Source organism: Acinetobacter bereziniae, from assembly GCF_016576965.1.
Classification (GTDB): domain Bacteria; phylum Pseudomonadota; class Gammaproteobacteria; order Pseudomonadales; family Moraxellaceae; genus Acinetobacter; species Acinetobacter bereziniae.
The window spans coordinates 1,638,078-1,657,965 of the sequence record NZ_CP066119.1 but is presented as its reverse complement, the minus strand read 5'-3'; the positions used below and the strand labels follow the sequence as shown (position 1 = coordinate 1,657,965).

General features: G+C 38.9%; 4 protein-coding genes. 1 reads left to right on the top strand and 3 read right to left on the bottom strand.

Annotated elements, in window-relative coordinates; all coding sequences use genetic code 11:
• Positions 1-28: 28 nt before the first annotated feature.
• Entirely contained in the window at positions 29-14,827 is a 14,799-nt protein-coding gene (locus tag I9192_RS22295) for a PLxRFG domain-containing protein (protein WP_227567106.1), read from the bottom strand.
• Positions 14,828-14,950: 123 nt separating this feature from the next.
• On the opposite strand from I9192_RS22295, the gene I9192_RS07765 reads away from it, so the two are divergent.
• Positions 14,951-15,349: a hypothetical protein gene (locus I9192_RS07765; protein WP_200150307.1), complete on the top strand. Its 399-nt coding sequence runs from the start codon at positions 14,951-14,953 to the stop codon at positions 15,347-15,349.
• A gap of 30 nt (positions 15,350-15,379) precedes the next feature.
• On the opposite strand, the gene I9192_RS07760 is transcribed toward I9192_RS07765, so the two are convergent.
• Positions 15,380-17,308 carry a hypothetical protein gene (locus I9192_RS07760; RefSeq protein WP_200150306.1) on the bottom strand — a complete coding sequence of 643 codons (1,929 nt, stop codon included), beginning with the start codon at positions 17,306-17,308 and terminating at the stop codon, positions 15,380-15,382.
• A 69-nt stretch (positions 17,309-17,377) separates the two neighbouring features.
• Complete coding sequence (locus I9192_RS07755; protein ID WP_200150305.1) at positions 17,378-19,888, bottom strand: hypothetical protein; 2,511 nt, start codon at positions 19,886-19,888, stop codon at positions 17,378-17,380.

The following is a 19,888-nucleotide window of genomic DNA, read 5'->3' as shown; positions in this document are numbered from 1 at the left end:
GCGGTTATTTAGCGAACCTTACAGGGGGTTATTCACCAAAAGCAAAGTAACCAGCTTCACGTGCATCTTGACGATTACGTGACAAATATATGCCATCTTCCGCACGATCTATGCGACGTTGGCGATTACGATAGCTTTGATTAAGATTCATTCTAGTTATACGACGTGATGGATTTTTGTCATTGAAACCTTGAATTTCTTCCCAAATTTCATCCATCTCTTGTTGGTCATCCATCATTTTCGCTCGTGACCACAATGTCATCAGACGACTACGACGCTCATTGAGTTTACGGTTAAGCTGATAAATTGCTGTTTTGCCTTCATTAGCTGTACGAACATCAGATGGGGAGAAACCCATACCTTGAACAAGTAAATCCATTGAACTAACTTCGTCCATGATAGATACACCAGTTTTGTCTTGTACACCTTCATCAGCGTAACGATAGGTTTTGGCAAAGTTTTTAAGAAACACTGGCAACATTGTTTCAATGCCACGCAAAGTCTGACCTTCAGTAATGTCTTGACCGCCTTTTACCAAATTAGTTCCTATTCCTGCGACTGGTCCAAGTGCACCAGCCATAGCAGATTCAGCCCACCGCTTACCTTCAAGTCCTTCTTGAACATCTGGAAGTAACATATTATTAATACCAACACGCCCAGACATATCAAATGGTGTAAAAGCACGAGGTGCACCTTTCATAAATAAAGTTGAGATCGTTGGTCCAAATGCTTCAGCAAGATAGTTTCGTAATGCAATTTCAGCATCCCATGGATCATCATCATCACCACCAGCCCACGACGCAAGTGATAACAACATCCCAACCATAGGCAAACCAAGCGTACCAGCAAAAGTTGCATGCATTGCCAAAATTGCACCAAGTGATTTACGAGCTTCTTTTCGTTCAGCTTCCGTTTCACCTTTGATTGATTGATATGTTTGACGAGCCAAGGTATAAACCATGTTCTGACCAAACTGTTTAAATAATAAAAGAACTTTAGCAACATTACCTTGCATGATGCGTGGACGGTTCCCAGAACTATAATCAAAATGCCCTCTGTAAGTAGCATCTACAGCTTGATCAAATGCTGAATCATGCTTTTCACCTGACTGACGTGCTAGACGATAGGCTGCAATGAAAGTTACTTCACGGTTAAAACGTTCGGCACTGTGGAACATTACACTAGCTGCACGCATAATTGGGCGTGTTTTCCACATAATTCCACTATCTTCACCTTGGGCTATACCAGCTAAATCATGTGCCTGTGTTACATCGATCACACCACGTGCCACGGCATCTTCATAAGCCTGTTTTTCATCTTTACTTAGGAATTTAGAAATATCTGAACTAATCGTTTTGTAAAGGTCAGTCTTTGAGCCTTCCCATTTAACTTTATGGAACTCTACGCCCTTCCTAAAATCATTGGATGCTTTAAGCAACTCATTAGCTGCTTTGTCGAACCCCCATTTAGCACCCATGATCGGATATGCAACCAATGCTGTCTGCGATAAGTTGACCATAGCTGCTGCAGGTGAAAGACCTAAATAATAAATAAATCCGAAACTGGTTAAGGCACTTGAAAGTGGGTGTGATTTAGGATTCATTAAATTGTCATGACGCTTGTTCATTTCATCAATGACACGTTGAGCTGTCGGCTGATCATAACTGTCATTAAGCTTGCTTTGTTCAGATGCGTATTTCTGCATATCATCAAGCTGCTGTGCTAGTTGATCACCATATCGCAATTTGGCAAGGTAACCTGCGCCATGAAACATATTCTGTGCAAATGCACGACGAGCATCCTGACTAAACCCAGCAGTACCCTTTCGATGAATACCATGTTTTGCCCAGGATAAATCAGGCATAGATGAAAGATACAATTGACTTAAAGTATCTTCAAATTCTGCTTGTTCGGCAGTGGATAATCCAAGATTATCAACCTCAGCAAATAGATTAGTCATGAATCCACGACCAACGGCATCACGAGAAGCATTAAACTCTTTATCCAGCATGACTCGATCAATTTTATAATGCGGATATTTTTGCATTAGTTCTGATCGTAGACTTTGTGCTTCTCCCATGGTTTCAGCACGGCTAACGCTTTCAACTTCACCATTTTGGTTACGCATTACCACGACATATTTACCAAAACGAGCCAGTGGGAAATAAACTCCTTTGACATAACCGAAGAAATTATCATCCATCTGTTTAAGTAAATCAGCTTTCTTTTGGCTAGAAAGTTCTGATCGCAGGATGCGTTCTTTAATTGCTTGATGGACTTTTGCATAGTGTTTTTTATAAGTATCACGTGCTTTTAAATACATTGCCTGAGCTTCAGGTGATAATGAATTGTAATCATCTCGTAATTGCTTATATCTTGAAACACTGTCCCCTTTTACATAAGGCTTTGTAGGGTCAATTTTTGCTAAAGTCGCATCATGCATTAATTCTGCAAGTTGATTTTCATCTTTTAGATTTGCCCACTCACGCACGATACTATCAGCTTCAGCACCAGCGTCGTTTTTATCAGCATCCATTTGAGCAGCCAATTCATTATATTTGTTTAACTGCGGTAAAATTTTGCTGTAAATTTCAGTAAGTTGTCGACGTCCTAAGGCTGATAAGCCAATACCTAACCAATCAGTAAATTTATAACCTGTTTTATCCTTAACTGATGAGATGGAAATATTACTAAGGTTTTTACTCAGATTTTCAATAATATCTTTTGCTGAACGGCTAAATCTAATATCTGAACTTTCGCTATTAAATGTACCTGTATTACCCTCAGCCATTTTAACTTGATTCGGTTTTAATGCAACAATATATTCTTGATTATCAAATTGATGAACAATTCCTTGATATTTTCCATTACTTGTTGCTTTTACAAATTCATCACGTGAAACATTGCCTGAAGTTTTAAAAGCATTTCTAATATTTACAAATAGTGGAAGAACAAAGCCATTTTCCCCACGGATATTGGCGTATACATCTGCTGTATCAAAGTTATCGGTTAAGTAAATACCATCTCCCAATAAGCCATGACCTTGCTTGAATTCATTAAACTCCGTCGCAGTACCATGGTATACAACCTTAGGCTCACCATTATCATCCAATACCTGTGAAGCATTGGCAGCATCATTTTCCCAATCACCAAACCATTTCTTAAATTCTGGTGTGCGGACTTGTAACCATTGCTGTTCTGAAAGATGTGTCTTTTCACCGTTTGGAGCTTTCATCCATTGATCTGTACCATGATATTTTTGACGAATTAAATCCAATGATGATTGATGTTTAATTTGTCCAATCATACGCTCAGATAGTGCAAGCATATCATCAGGATTCAAATTAAGATTGATACCAAAATTATCAAATACCCATGCTTTTACATACGAAACAATATTGTTAATCAACTTTTGCAGTGCATTCCGTTGAATCACATTACGTTGTTGCATAGTGGATGAAAGGGTTAATAAATATGGTAAATATTCAAGCTGCTGACGTTCAGTGCCTTGTTCACGTTCTGCAAGTAACTTTGCAGCCATAGCTACTGGATTACCTTGTTCAACCAATTTATTAAATTGATTCATCAATTCATTATATTGTTTCTGGTTCATCATGTTTTGAAAACCAGCATGACCACCCAACTCATGCAAGAATGTTGGTACTATGCTTTCAGTAGTCAGATTCGATGCAATGAGTACGGCTTTACCGTTGTAATAGAAGCCCTCAACACCTTCAACTTGATAATCCTGAATAATTTCAAGCTTACCCTGTCGTTCAAGTTCATCAATAGTCTCTTTACCAAAACGATCAATCAATACCTCTCGTACTTGTTGAGTTGTAGAGCCTGAACTACTTTTAGTGCTACGGCTATAAAGTGGAGTATCAGAATCGTTCTTAGATGAAAATTCTTGATTTTTATATTTACCAAAATAGCTTCGATCAACTACAGCCTTACGAGCTTCTGATAAAAACATCATTAAATCAGCGTCATTGTAACGTGAAAGTAATTTATCAAAGCCACGATCACGGAACCATTGGCGTATATATCCAATAACCTCTTTTAATTTTTGACGAACAAAAGGGCGTGCCTTGGCATTTTGGGCAACAAATGCAAATAGCTCACTGACTGTTGCTTGCTGAGCGTCTAATGGATCGTAATAACCTTCCTCAACACCTTTTTTAAATGGTTTTATATATGAATTATCGAATTGATTCATATCAACACCATTATCTTTGGCGATTTTACGAATCCCCTCTATGCCACCAAGTGCATTAAAAAGCTGCTGAAACTTCGTTTTATATTCTTTCCCAAATAACTTTTGAACACCGAAATGCCCAATAATTTCATGCGCTAATAATTCCTCATAGGCATCATATGTAGTAAGCTGTTTCCTGCTATCTCCATAAACCTGATCAGCAACCACATAGAGTGTGCCATTATGCCAGACACCACTTACATCATAATTTTGGGTTTTGCCATTTTCATCTTGGTAGGTTGCATCATTTTGTATGACTTTAGGAAGATCGCTAAAACTAGAAATAACCTGAATACCAAACCCATTAGTATTCACATCCCCGACTTTGTTGACCCTACTCCCATTAAGACTGACATTGACACGACCACTAGAAGACGCATCTTGTGTAGCGGACATTTTGAGATGTTGAAGAATAGAAAGGACTCTACGAGTAGCACTGACAACCGATAAAGCATTAAAAGTTGTATCAAGTGGTGAAGTACCTCTACGCTCGTTATCAGGTTTTAATTTGTCACGGCTAAAATTATTTAATTTACCATTAATACCTTCAAACTCTTTAAGCGCATCCCCTAAACCCTGCTTTTCTAGTTCTATGCGCTGTGAATCAATTGCCTTTTCCAAAATAGGTTTTTGATGTGTAGGAATATCTGGACCTTTGGCAATCAATCGACGTTGCACACGTTTATGTGCTTCACGTGCATTAATCAAGTCTTGTGCTTGGGTAAATGGTTGTTCAAGTTGCTGCAACATAGATTCAATCTGCTTTTTAGCATCTTCAACCTTATGTTTAACATCATTAATATAGTCACTTAATCGACCAATATAGTTTGCAAAACGAGTAAGCATTCCAGATTCAGATGGCATTTTATCTCTTGTCGTATCGAAAGTAGCCATCTGTTCTGTTGGTGAATTGAGATATACATACCCTGCGATATTTTCCAAACTAAATGGAATACCACGATAATTGAATATCACCTCACGCTGACCTGCAAAAGCATTTCTAAGTTGTGATTTGATTGCACCAACGGCATCATCACGGTTGGTATATGTTTTTCCACCAACGTTAAGCCCTACAAAATCATCTTTATTGGCTGGTACAGGGTGCTTATTGGCTGTATCAATCAATGACTGATATTCATCTAAAAGATTTGGTGCAGTTTCATTGATATAACGCTGGTTCTGTCGAATACGACCACGCAACATTTGCTTTTCATCAACATTGGCACTTTGTAAAGTTTCCAAACGTCTAACTTCATTGCGTAATTGTGTTTCTTCCAGAATTAACGGATCACCTGATGCAGCAGCTTTCATATCTGCTGCATTGGCTGCTTCGCCCTCGATGTCATCAATTTCATTTAATGTGCCATCATAATTACGAAGCTGCTCAATACCACGAGCCTTATGTTCAAGGATTTGCCAACGACGAGTATCGTATGTTTGTTCTGTGGCATAGCGGTAGATGGCAACCTCAAAATTATCAGGGTCACGCTCATACAATTTATTACCACGACGAACAATACGCCCCTCACGCTGTTCTAAATCAGATGGTTTCCATGGGGCATCAATGTGATGTAAGGCAACAAGTCTTTCTTGTACATTGGTACCAGCTCCCATTTTTTGGGTGGAACCGAGTAAGACACGAACAGTACCTTTATTTACTGCCTTAAATAGTTTTTCCTTTGCTGATGGTGTGTTGTAGTCATGGATAAAGGCAATTTCACGTTCTGGAATACCCTTCTCAATCAACTTGGCTTTTATATCATCATATACAGAAAACTGTGTTGCACCTGACGAACCAGCAATATCATCACGTGTAATTGATTCCGTCGCTTCAGCATCAATTTCATGCTCATTGTTATATTCGTCAATCGCTTCCTGCTCGATTTCTCCAACTCGTTCAATCGCATCAACCCATGATTGTCTTGAATTGTCATTATTAATCAAAGTAGTAGCTTGTTCTAAAGCCATAGTTTTACTTGGCATACCACTTTTGATACGCTGACCAGATAAGGCATCATAAACAGCAAAGGATGTTTTATCCTTGCCACTACCCTCCTTAATCACAAAGAATGGTATATCTTCATGCCACTCAACGGTGTGCATCGTACCTTTTTTATGTACAAGGTTTCCGTCATTTCTGACATAAACCCGACGTTCTTTATTGGCAAAACCGCTACGAGCAGATAAAGGAATCGACATATCACAAAAAATTAACTGTGTACCCTTGTCTTTATTCCATTTTTGATAATTTTCAATGGTGTGTGCCACTGCTTTATTAATCTTGGAATCTTTAAAATCGGGTGCATTCGGGTCAATTAAACGATAATCTAGCCCTGCTTTATTTGCCAAGCCAGTTAGGGAAAGTGCGTTAACTTTTCCTTTAGTTACTTTAGTTAATGTTTTTAGGTTATTGAACTGCCCTAATATTGATTTTTCATCAACAAAAATCTGAGGTGTTAAAGCATATTCCACTAATGATAGGCGTGCTTCCTGCTCAGTCGCAAAAATTCCAGAAATTTTAACTAGACCACTTTCATCAAGCACACCTAGAGAAACACCACTATTATCCTGTGGCACAATTGTAAAAGTATCTCCATTTAATGGATCAAATTTAAATACAGGTTGCCCAGCAACAATTTCAAGCTCAGGTGTTCCCATAAACTCAGCAACCTGCTCAGAACGCTTGGCAACTACATTCTGTGGTCTTCCACCTACAATTTTGGGTACAGGGAATTTTTTACCTCGTGCTATTTCCTGTGCCTTTAGATCATCCAGTGTCACAGTATCAGCAAAGCTATTATATAAAGCCATTAATGCAGGTAGATTTTTAAACTTGCTGAATCGGTTAGATTGCCTAAAACCAGTGCCTGATGGAGAAACTTCATATACAGATTCCACACTACCAAACTGTTTTGCCCACGCATCAAAGATATGGAGGTCATTGGCTTTTAATGTTGGGTACTGCAACAAACGTTGCATATTAAACATCTCTACCAGTGAATTAGAGACTGGCGTACCTGTTGCCCCAATTGCTGCGGTATTATCATCACCAAAAGTGTTGAACATCCATTGCAATTTAACAAATAAGTCAAAAGCCTTGTCTGAACCTTTTGGATTACCCATTCCTGGAACACGTTGCATTGTCGTGTTGTAGAAAAGGTTCTTAAATTCGTGCAGTTCATCTACTGCAAATGCATCAGCTCCTAATTCATCAAACGTAACAACATTGTCACGTTCACCAAGGTTCTGAATACGTTGTTTCATACGGTTTTCTAAACGTGCCTTAATATTCTCCATATCACGGATAATATTTCTGTCACCCCGATCTCGTTTAATTTCTTCAATTGCCGATGAAATTTCATGTATTTGTTCTTCCAGAACTGCTTTTTCAGTTTCAGGTGGTAAAGCAATTTTTTTGAGAGAAGAATGGCCAACAATCACAGCATCCCAATCGCCAGTGATAATTTTGGAAAAAAACTTTTCCCGATTACCTTTAGTGAAATCATCAGGAGTAGCAGCGAGAATATTAGAACCAGGATAAAGGCGGTTAAATTCACTACGCCACTGCAAGGTTAAATGGTTCGGGACTGCAATAAATGGTTTACGAGCAATACCCAAACGACGCATTTCCATAAATGCTGTGACAATTTCAAAAGTTTTACCAGCACCAACAACATGATCAAGTAATACTTGTCTGTCTTGAAGAATACGCCACACTGCATTTTTTTGGTGTGGTAGTAATGCCATTACAGGATTCATACCAGGAAAAGTAAGATGTGAACCATCAAATTTACGGTTTACAATCCTGTTCATTTTATTGTTGTAGATATTGGCAATATTTTCTGCTCGATCAGGATCAGCCCATAACCATCGTTGCCACTCTACTTTTAATGCAGCCTGTTTTTCTCGTGCTGCTTCAGTTTCTTTTTCCAATACTTCTGTTCGTGTACTACCATCAGCCATCTTAACTGTACGAGTAACAACCACACCTTGACCAGCCATGGTTCTAGTCAGGATTTCAGTAGCTGGCATTTTCTCAATGCCCCATTTACCAACATTTAATGCAGTATCAGGAACACTATTTATTGTTGAAATCCACTGGCCAGTGGCTTTTAAATAACGAAAAGTGTAATCAGCCCCTGTCACTTCTTTGGTAAATTTTTGATAGATTTCAACAGGAATGAAGTTTGCCCCTAAAGTTGCATGAATTTCAGATGGTAACTTGTCTTTAGGAATGACTTTTTTTAGGGCATCGACATTACGTTTAAACTCAGGGTTATTTTTGGCAATCGCTCTAGCTTCATCAAGTTTGGTTTTAACATCACCTGACAAATATTCATCAGCCATCACTAAACCTCGAATTGGGTCGCTATAAACAGCATCTCCTAGTTCACTAACAATATCACCCACTGGCTTATCATATAGACCAGCCATGTAATCTAAATCGACTTTCCCTTTATAGTTTAGTGATGCCAGTAATGCATCATTAGCGTTATGCACTTTGATATTATTGGCAGGTGGAAAAAGTACACGTCTTGCAAAAATATCCGCTTTTGTTGCTGACTCTGGACGCTGTTCAGTTCCCTCACGCTCGGCAACCAATTTACTGACACCACGATCATAATCAAACTCCAATGCTTGAACTAATGCCGATTCCGTATCATCCAGAAAAATACGTCGGTTGGTCTGATTATTCAAATAACCATAATTTTTCTGGAACTGATCATAGAGTTCATTTAGTTTTTTACGGTTGGCTTCGATCTGCTTTGTATCTGCATCAAGTGACTTTTCCAAACGCATCTGGTCACGTAAAGTATCACGTAGAACAATCATGCCTTTCATACGTTCCATAGCTTTACTATTTGGTGAAAGCCATGATTGAGCAGTTTTAGAACCTAGTTCATCCTCTCCACGCTGTAATACATCACCTTGATCATTCATAAAGAATGAACCAACCTTGACACCATCTGGTACTGAATAATTTGCACTGGTCATTACATCAGTACGTGAAACAGGTTGGTAAATATTTTCAGGAATATTGGTGCCAACCCAATTCCGTAACAAGGCATCCAAAGGATAGTTGATGGATTCAACGGTGTACTCATTTGCACGGTACATAGAACCGTTAGCAGTAGGTTCACCCAAAATATGCTTTGGATTATCAATAAAATATTGATTGACATTAATACTGGCAGTTTCACCAGTCTTATGATTAGTTAAATCCTGTAAACCAGTTTCAACCCATTGTGTATTATTTGCAGCTTCATCCTTGCCACGTTTACGCAATACGATTATGTCGGTAACAACCTCGGTACCAGCATTTTCTTTAAATGCTGTATTTGGCAAACGTACTGCTGCTACAAGGTCAGCACGTTCAGCAATCCATTTACGAGTATTGTTAGTTCTAGCATCCATAAAATTTCGGGATACCACCATTGCCAAAATACCACCAGGACGAAGTTTATCTACTGACTTGGCAAAGAAATAATTATGAATAGATGAACCTGAATATGGACTACGATCATTATCAACAATCGGCTCGTTACCAAAAGGTGGATTACCAATAACCAAATCAAAGTATTCGGCAGGAACTTGAAAATCCTGAAAACCTGTTGCCTTGGCAATTTTGGCACTTGGGTATAATGCTGCCACAATCTGGCTGGTAATTGGGTCAAGCTCAACCCCATGCAATTCGGATTTCTTACGCAAACTTGCAGACATCAACCCGAAGAAGTTACCTGTACCAACTGATGGTTCGAGTACACGTCCACTTTTAAAGCCAAGACGATCTATAATAGATACAATGCCATTGACTACATCTTTTGATGTAAAGTGAGCATTTAAGACTGATGCACGAGCAGCTTTATATTCTGTATCGGTAAGTAATGATTTGAGCTCAGTATATTCTTTAGACCATTGCTTGTTATCTTTATCGAATACGCCTTTTAATGCCCCCCATCCAACATATTGCGCAATCTGCTTACGTTCTTCAGGTGTGGCAACACGGTTTTCTGATTCCAATGTTTTTAGAATTTTAATCGTAGCAATATTATCGTTATATTTCTGACGTAAACCTCCCTTGCCAATTTCCTCATTCTGTAAATCAAAATCTAATACTGGTTTATCAGATGTTTCGGATGTGGCAGGGTCTAACTCTCGCTCGGATACGGTGGTGCTGCGTCCAGTCCGTAAAGTTCCGCTATCTCGTGCCGTGCCAGATGACGATTCTGCTCGTTGCTGTACACTGTCCGTTCCTGTTCTTCCTGATTTTTCAGGGCTTCCAGATACTCGCCCATCTTGATCAAGGCTTCCACTCGTGGTTGCCAACCCATCATCCACCGATTGGCTATCTCGATTGCTAAAGGTGGCATCTGTTGAAGTTGGTTGCGTATCGTTACTGGATACGTCCTTGGTTTGTACAATGCCTGCATCTGTCTGCCCTTGATTCAGCTTTGGTAAACTTGATTTTAATACACGCTGTGCTTCCCTATCAATTGCCTGTGCTAACTCTGATGTAGTCAGGTCAGTTGCAGCCCATTGATTCCAACCACTACCCAAAATATTACTTAAATCAGTAGTCGCACGGAATAAAATAGCAATACGCTGTGGGTGTGCCGATGACATTGCTGAATCACTCACCGACACATAAATACTGACACCACCATCATTAAGCATTGTTAGAGTGACTTGACCAGCACTCGCTGTTCCCGATTCATTTACACTAATTTTTTGTGGCTTACCCTTTTTATCGAGGTGCAACCGATAACCTTCTCGTTCCAGTTGTTTTTGTACCGCTTCAAGGTATTGCTTGGTATCTTTTAAAAATGCAGCCTTAACACCATCTTTTAAACCATAATCAGTATAGATTTGCCCTGTATGTTCTGAATTGGTCGCCCAACCATCAAGATAACGAACACCCCAATCCTGAACTAATTGACGATTAGTATTATCGACTTTGGGCTTCTTCGTATTTTTAGGTCGTGATACCTGTTCACCAACGACCTTTTTCATATCATCAGATAATTTGGCTGTCTGGTTTAGTGCATCAAATTCCTTTTTTGATTGCTCAACACTGGTCATTCCATTGCTATCAAGGTTTGGGTAATTTCTTGCACCCTCCCAGAATGACAACAGGTAAGGCTTAATATCTTCACCAAAATCTGCAACCATTGACTTGGCATAATCACCAAACTTACGCATACCACTTTCGATATATGCCCCTGCAATGGTCATACCATCAATCAATACCTCTGGGTCAATACCACTATTAAGTTGTCCCAATTTTTTCTTGAGACGTGCTTTGGCATTAGCAACGGCATCGGAGGTAAAGATTTTGTTGTTGGCAAACTGATCTGGTATAGAAGTTGAATCTTCTTTATTCAACTTAATTTCTTTCGCTTGCTTTAATGCACTTTCTCTGTCCGAAGCAGATCTAAGACCATTTTTTAAATTTAGCTGCAATTTTTTATATTGGGGATGGCTTGTATCGGCTTCATCAAGAGCCTTACTCATCTCTGATTTCCAAACATCCACAGGATGCTGGCTATCTATATTAGCCTTATTATCTGTTGCAGGTTTGGAGGTATCCCCATTTTTGAGCCAGTCCTTAAACTGTTCCATATCCATGTTACGGATAGGTCCTACTTTCCAACCCTGATTAAAATTGGATTGATATGCCGTGGTAGCAGCTTCCTGACTATCAAAACCAAGCATAACTTTATGTTCATCAAAGTTACCTGATGCTTGGTCAATCTGATCCACTATAAATACCTGATTGGAATCTGGATTATTACCAATGTAGGTATCAATATGCTCGTTATCAGCACCCTTGGTACGCTTGATATAACCATAATGGTCGCTCATCGTGTGAGCCCATTCTTTCCCATCTGGATCAGTACCACGACGTTCTGAACCTTTTGGATTTTCAATAGATATATCTAAGCCATGAACTTTGATATGACCTTTTTTATAGTTACCAGCTTCAATCTGGGCTTGAGTTGGTTCTGGTGTATTGTTTTGTGAACTTGTTGCAGCCTGATGTGCATTTTCATCAATACTGAAAGCATTAGGCTTTTTACCTACCCACTCCCCTGTACTTGGATGCTTCATACCTACAATTTCTACTGAACCATCAGCTTTCTGTACAGCGTTGTAATTAGAATTATTCAATGCATTGGTCTTTTTATTGTCATCACGCAAATCAATTGTGAAATCGTCACCCAAAATTTCAATATCAGACATTACACTTTCAGCTGTATCACCATATTGTTTTTGAATTTGCTCAGAGCCAAATGGTGTTGTAGTAATTTCAGTTTGCTGAGATTTAAGCTGATCAATCTGTTTTTTAAGTTTTGCTTTTTGTGGAACAGATTTGGCATCTAAAAACTGTTGCTCAAGTTGTACTAGTTGATCTGCAACATTGTTAGCTTGGGATTTTTCAATATGATTTTGAGCATCCAAAATAGTATTTTTAGGCGTAGAAATATTATTTTCAGAAGCTGAAATAGTATTTTCTATTACGCTTTGCTGAAGTGCATTAATTTCTTTACGAATCTTAGCCTTTTCAGGAACAGTTTTAGCTTCTACAAATTGTTGTTCCAAAGCTTCAAGTTGTGATTGGTTTTCATCTTGTACCTGAACTACATTAGGTTGAATCTCAAAACGCTTTCCGTCTTGGACCACATGGTAATCCTTGCCTAATTTTTTCTTATCAATGAATGCTTGCGCTTTTTCCTGATTACCAAACCATTTATTTTTACCATCAGCTCCTATGATTGGCTCTACAGTTCGATTTTTTGAATTACTTGCATTTTTTTCGATATTAAAACTGCTTGTCGCTCCTGCTTCATCTTCGCTTGATAAAACGGAGTCATGCCCAACGGTGTTGATATTATTACTATTTGACTGCCCTTGTGCTGCAGATGTAGTTTTATTAACTCCTGAAACTGAGATTCCAGTGTTTGATCTTGTTCCTTCTGTTGTTTGAGTAGCTCCATCATTTTTCGATGACTCTCCAAGATTTGTTCCTTGGTTATTTGTGGCATCGTTGATAGTGTTGCGTTCACTTGGTTGTGCTGATTGATCAAGCCCATTGATACTTGGTGTAAATTTTTCATTATTACTTCCCAATAATGATTGATAGTTTGATGGTATTGCACTGCTTAAAGGAGCTTCATTTTGTGAGTTATCTTGTGGTGCACTATGCATCGGGGTTACACCACTATCCACAGCTAAAGCTGCTGCGGATGACATAGGTCCATCATCTGGATTAATACCTAAACGTTCTGATGGTAACTGTGGCTGTGTTGAATTATCCTCAAAATAGTTTCCACCACTTGGAGATAATGGGTTATCTGGGTTATTTGAAGGGTCAAAATTACCAGATGTATCGAAATCAGCATCACCTTTGTAATTGTTGTTTAATAGATTATCAGCTTCCATTGATGGCTGATCATAAACAAAAGCTGTTCGACCTTGATTATCACCCTGTGGCACATTTTCACGTGGGATATATTCACCAGTCAAAGCATTATCTGGACTTGAACCTAATTGTGGTGGTGCTGATGGTAGATTAGGTGTACCTGATGATTGCTGTTGGTTGTTTTGAGTTTCTGTCCCTGTATTATGACCAGATAAGATATTCGCAGCACCTCCCATTGCCATACCAGCTAAAGTGCCCATGACTGCTGCATCTTCAATACCATCATGCCAAGGCTTATCTAGTGCTAAGTTCTGTAAAATTTGCTCAGATACTGATTGTGGTAATTCTTCTAAAAAACCTTCTGAAATTGCACCTTCAACTACACGACGAGGTAGAGACTTCGCAGGCATTGAAGCAATCTCACCAGCTATTTCAGCTGGACCAGCACGTCCTGTTACAAGCATGGTATCCACATCACCAATACCCATTTTCTGGGCAAGACGACCACCAGCAAAACCAATCAGACCACCAAGTACACCTGTTGTTGCACCAGCCAATGACTGATCTGCAGTTAAACGTCCATCTACAGTTTCTTGGCGAATCTGTTCAGCTTGGCTACCTGCCATAACCGCACCTTCACCAACAGCACCAGCCACAACAGGATTTGCTATACCAGAAGCACGACCTAGTACACCACCAGCCAACATTGAAGGTACAGATTCAGCTACCGTATTGGTAATTAATGAGGGATTTGTTAAAGCAACTTTTGTTTTATCAACAACCTTATCTACCCAACTTCCATCTTTACCAGCATCAGCAAACTCTTGTTGCTGGGCTTTATATTGGTCTGTATGTAAATCACCTAGAGCTTGTTTCGCTTCTTTAGGTCGAAAGCCAACAGTACCATCTTTATTCTCAAGTGTTTTACCAGTGGCACCATCAGACATGACATCCATGATACCAACTGCCAATTCAGGTACAGCAACTGCACCTTTTAAAGCAGATAAGCCAGTATCTTTTAAGTGCCCCATTACACCTTTTTTTTCACCATCAAGTGCACCTGTAAATGGTTTTAATGCTGGCTGTTGATTTGTATCAATATTTTCGTCAAGTTTACCTGTAAATGGTTTTAGGGTAGATTCTGACATGATGCACTCCTATTGGTATGTGCATAGCATGTATAAAGGGTTAAAAAAGGTCTAACCTTAGAGGGGGATAGACATTCTTAGGATTGTTGGGTAGTTTGAAATTTCTTAATTAAGGATGGCGTTATGCGTATTTTATTTTATTTAGTTATGATTGCCATTATGACAGGATGCACCTTTAAAAAACCATCAAACTATGCTGAATGTATTCTAGAAGATATGCCAGGTACAAGTAATGAATCTGTAAGGTATTCAATACATGGACAGTGTAGCTCTAAATTCCCTAATCTCTATGATGATATTAAACAGGGAGAAGGACTTGGTTTTAGCTCAAGCTTTAAAAACAGAGATGAATGCGTTATTGCAAAAAATAAGAATACAATTAATCAAAATGCCACAATTAATATAAATCTTGCCTGCTCATGTTTATATGAAAAACCATCATATGATGGTGAAATATGCAATGGAAACCCTTTTGCACCAAAGTTAAAACCTTTTTATGAAAAATTAGATGGTGAAAAATAATAAATAGCCACCCGAAAGTGGCTATCCCAATTAATTTCCAATAAAACGATTACCTTGAGCATCTTCATAAACAGGCTTACCATTACTTGTACCTACTTGACGTGTCATACCATTTGGTAGATTAGTCGATGATGCAGCTGGTGTATTAACGAATTGCTGTGTTTGAGTGTCAAATAATTGTTGTGGCTGATTAATCAAACCACTTTCTTTATCATAAACTTGACCACCACCCACAGTCATATAACGATCTTTACCAGTATCTGCTTTATTACCCGTATAACGATTAATTTTTTCTTGAATGGATTTACGATCTTCATCCGATTTCGCAGAATCATATTGTTCATACAATTTCTCTAATCGTGCTGAGTTACGAATACCAAAACCTTTCTCAGTGGCATTAAGATTAAATTCACGATTAGCCAAATCATTGGTAGCTTGGAACTTTTGTGCATCAAAGCCTAAATTTGCATTAAATCGGTTGTTGGTACCTTGCTCACCAAGTTCGGTGCGATAATTCTGTCCAGCTTGCCCCATGGCTTCACGCTGTAAAGCAGCAACATTATTTGCATCAGTCGTATAACGCTGATTCGCACGATTATCTTCACCTTGTTGTAAATCAGATAAAGTACGGACTTGATTTGCTGTTAATCCTCTTGCCCCTGCAATCGGTGTGCTTGCTGCACGAATTACAGCTTGACGTTCAGCTTCCTGTGCATCATTACGTTGAGGTGCTTGTACAGGGTTATTGCCATAACCTCGCATACCCAAGCCTAAGTTCATTTCACGTTGAGCAATTGCATTTTGAACCTGTTGTTCAGTTGGTCCCATTTCCTGAGTATTGGCAAATAAATTTTCCACCCCACGAGGGTCATTCACTGGATTTACTTTTAATCCTAATCCTTCTCCTTCTCGAATACCATCTGCTCGAGCTTGTGCAGCTGCACCAGGATTAGCGTAGCTAAAACTATTTCCTTTTTGCTGAATAGCATAAGGGTTAGAGTTCTGTACAGGATTTGATGAAGTTTGAACTTCTTGATGTGCTGGTGTTTGTGTTGTAGCTGGTGTTTTGGTATTTCCAAATGGATTATCTACTACAGCATTAGGATTATTTTGTTTAGAATTAAATTCAGGTTGAGTTGCTTTTGCTTCACTTGCAATGCGTTGTTTATCAGCATAAAACCGCCCAGCCTGTCCAAATGTTAACGCATTTCCCAAGTCTGAAGCATAACCTAATGCACGAACACCAAAATCTTTAGCAAATCCTTTTGCTGTTCCTAAATCTTCTGGTGACTGATCACCTAAACCAAAACGTTCTCGATAATCCTCACTTGGTGTAGCAGCATTTGCAAATAGAGAAGATGCAGCACCTAAATAACCAACACCTTTTACAAGCTTGCTATTGTTGACAAAGTTTCTTATACCTCCGCCAAAACCCCCACCTTGTGTTGGTGCTGGATTACTTGGATTTGCTGATGGTGAGCTGGTTGTTGAAGGTGTAGTTGATGTTGCTGGAAGTTGACGATTTACTGGTGTGACATCACGCATTTGTGGCCCACCAATTCTATTTTGTTGTGCACGACGAATATCATCTGCACTTGGATAGGCACTTGGTACCAGTCCACCATTTGCAAAAAATAACTCAGGTTTACTTTGACCAGGCTTAAAACCCAATTGAGGTTGATCAACAGGCATATGTGTCTGATCTTTCATGGCATCAAGTGTTTGCACACCCACCGAATGAACTTGGTCAGGCGAGAGTTGGAATTCACCGTTACTGAGATTAACTGGCGTGGGATTCCCCATATTTTTTAAATTATTGGTACCAATCTGCTGAGTAGAATCAGCAGGCATAATATAACTACCTGCTGGAACATTTTTTTTAACATCATCAGAAGTGCCTGTACCTGCACCTTGAATCAATCCTATTTCATCTTTTGGGCGTTTTTTTAAGCCATACATGACACTTATTCCAATATAAATATCATGTATGGTTAATCAATCTAAGCTATAGGCGTTAGCCTTACAGGGTTAGTACGAGTAATTGTGACTTGTACTTGTGCTGGTACTTTCTGACACACTTCCACCAATTGAAGCATTTGCACCAATACTTGCGGAAATATGCATAGCTGACATTGCACCTGCAGCCAATTGAGATGAAAACTGCCCCACTGCTTTGGCTGCTTCTAATGCAAGCTGTGCTTTTTGTATCGCATTTTGCATCTTGGCTTCATACTCTTTTAACTGCATTTCTGAAAATGCAATATTGGTACGAACATTCATATCTGCGTATCTTGCTTTCGTTTCAGCATTTGCAATCTGAGTACGAAGTAGCATGTCATTATATCGTGATTGAGTTTCCGCAAATGCAATATTGGTTCGGCTGTTCATATCAGCATAACGTGCTTGCATCTCAGCATTTGAAATAGAAACTCGTGACTTAGATTCAATATAACGGTTATAAACATCTGCATTCGCAATGGTCGTTCTTAAACTTAGGTCTGCATAACGTGAGTGTGCTTCTGATACCGCAATCGCTGTACGTGATTTCATATCAGCAAACCTAGCCAATGACTCACTATTGGCAATACCAACACGCATACGCATTTCAGCAAACTTGGCTTGTGCATCTGCAAATGAGATTTTAGTCCGTGATATTGAGTCAATAACGCTTGCTTGAGTATTTACTCTGGATGTTTCAACGTCGGCTTGTGCTTTAAATAACTCTACTTGTGAATTAAATGCTGATGTATTACTTTGAACAACACCCATTTTTGCATCAATTTCCGCCTTGTACGCTTCAATATTTGCTTGATATTCAGATATTTTCACACGTGCAGCTTCGAGGTTGAGTTCAATTTGTTTAGATTTAACATTGGCTTTAGCAGATACGCCATCTACAGTTGCTGCATACATACGAGCAAGCGATTCATACATGGATGCCTTGGAAGTTTCAGCTTTAATTTGGGAATCATATGCTTCGACTTTAAGCTTTTCAGCTCCAATTTGTTCAGAATATGCTTGAACCTCAGATTTATATGCATCAAATTTAGTCGCAATCAATCCAGCTCGTGCAGTCGCACCTTGAACCAATGCTTTATATACCTCAACATTGGTCATAACCGCTTCAATTTTAGCTTTAAAAACATCAACTTTTTGTTGATTGAGTTGCCCAATAACTGCCTGTGCATCAAGCATTGCTTTGTAGGCACTGATCCGTGAAATAGTTGCATCAATTTTAGTTTTATAAACTGTGATCAATCTTTCAAATGCAGAATTTTGAGCATTAAAAATACTAATCTGAGCATTTAGTACACTGATTTTACTGTCAATTTGAAACTTAACCAATTCCATGGTGTTAGAAACATAAGCAAGCCACATATCTTGCTTCATTTTTTCCAATGCCATACCTTGCTCAGTAAGGAAACGGATATGCTCAAGCTGTTTATCAAAAGACTGAATTAAAATATCACGATTTAAATCCGCAATAGCGAGTTTACCTTGATCACGAATGTCGCTGACCTGCTTTGCCAACATCCCTTGTGGCATTGAAAAACCACGACTTGCCCACTCGGTAACAGCTTCTTGTACTGCTCGTTCAGTTTCTCGGCTAGTGCGCTCTCTAGCCCGATTAAATAACGATTGCTCAACTGCAGCTGGTAAACCAAGACCTGTATGGCTTCCATCCAGCCATGAACGGATTTCCAATACCAATGGCTTAATTGCACTCTCAGTATTAAAAGCATAATAATCTTGTTTAACAACCTTACTGGCATCAGAGATTAAAGCATCGATATTGTCTGGGATCGCTATATTGAACTCAGGTGGTTTGCCTTCAAATACAGGAATTTCTTCATATTTGAAATCAGGCAATTGAATTTTTTCCATTGCATCCATTTCTGGAATGACAATAGTTGGTGCACTAGGCATTTCAATATCGTCATTAATTTCAGGTCTTAATGGAACCGAAATTACATCCATACTTGGTGCTATGGGTAAATTTAAAATTGGTGCTTCTGGTGTTGCTGGTAATTCCAAATCGCTTAAATCTAAATCTTTTATTAAATCATTTAAATTAATCTTATCTGGTAAAGTACCTGCATCAAAATTTTGCACATTAAAAGTTGGTGCTGTTGGTAAATTAATTGCTGTGTCAAATTCAGGGACCAATGATGCATCAATAAAATCAGGTGTAGATAAATCCTCTGAAAAAATTGGAGCATCAGGAATATCTATATTTAAACCTGTAAATTCAGGACTAATAATCTCTTTAGGTTGCTGAATATCAAGATCAATGACAGGCGGTACAGGACGCTCAATATTTAATTCAGGTGCCTTTAAACCGTCTAAGGGTTCAAAACCTGTTTCACTAGGCTTCGCTAGATTTGATGGTGCTGGCACATCTGAAACAGTAATTTCAGTGAGGTTGCCTAAAGCTTCAGATACATCACTAGCATAAGTGTTAATTTTATCCTCAAAATAATCGAGTTTTTGAGTGACTTCTTTCGTCACAATATCAATTTGTGGAACTGTAACTGTCAT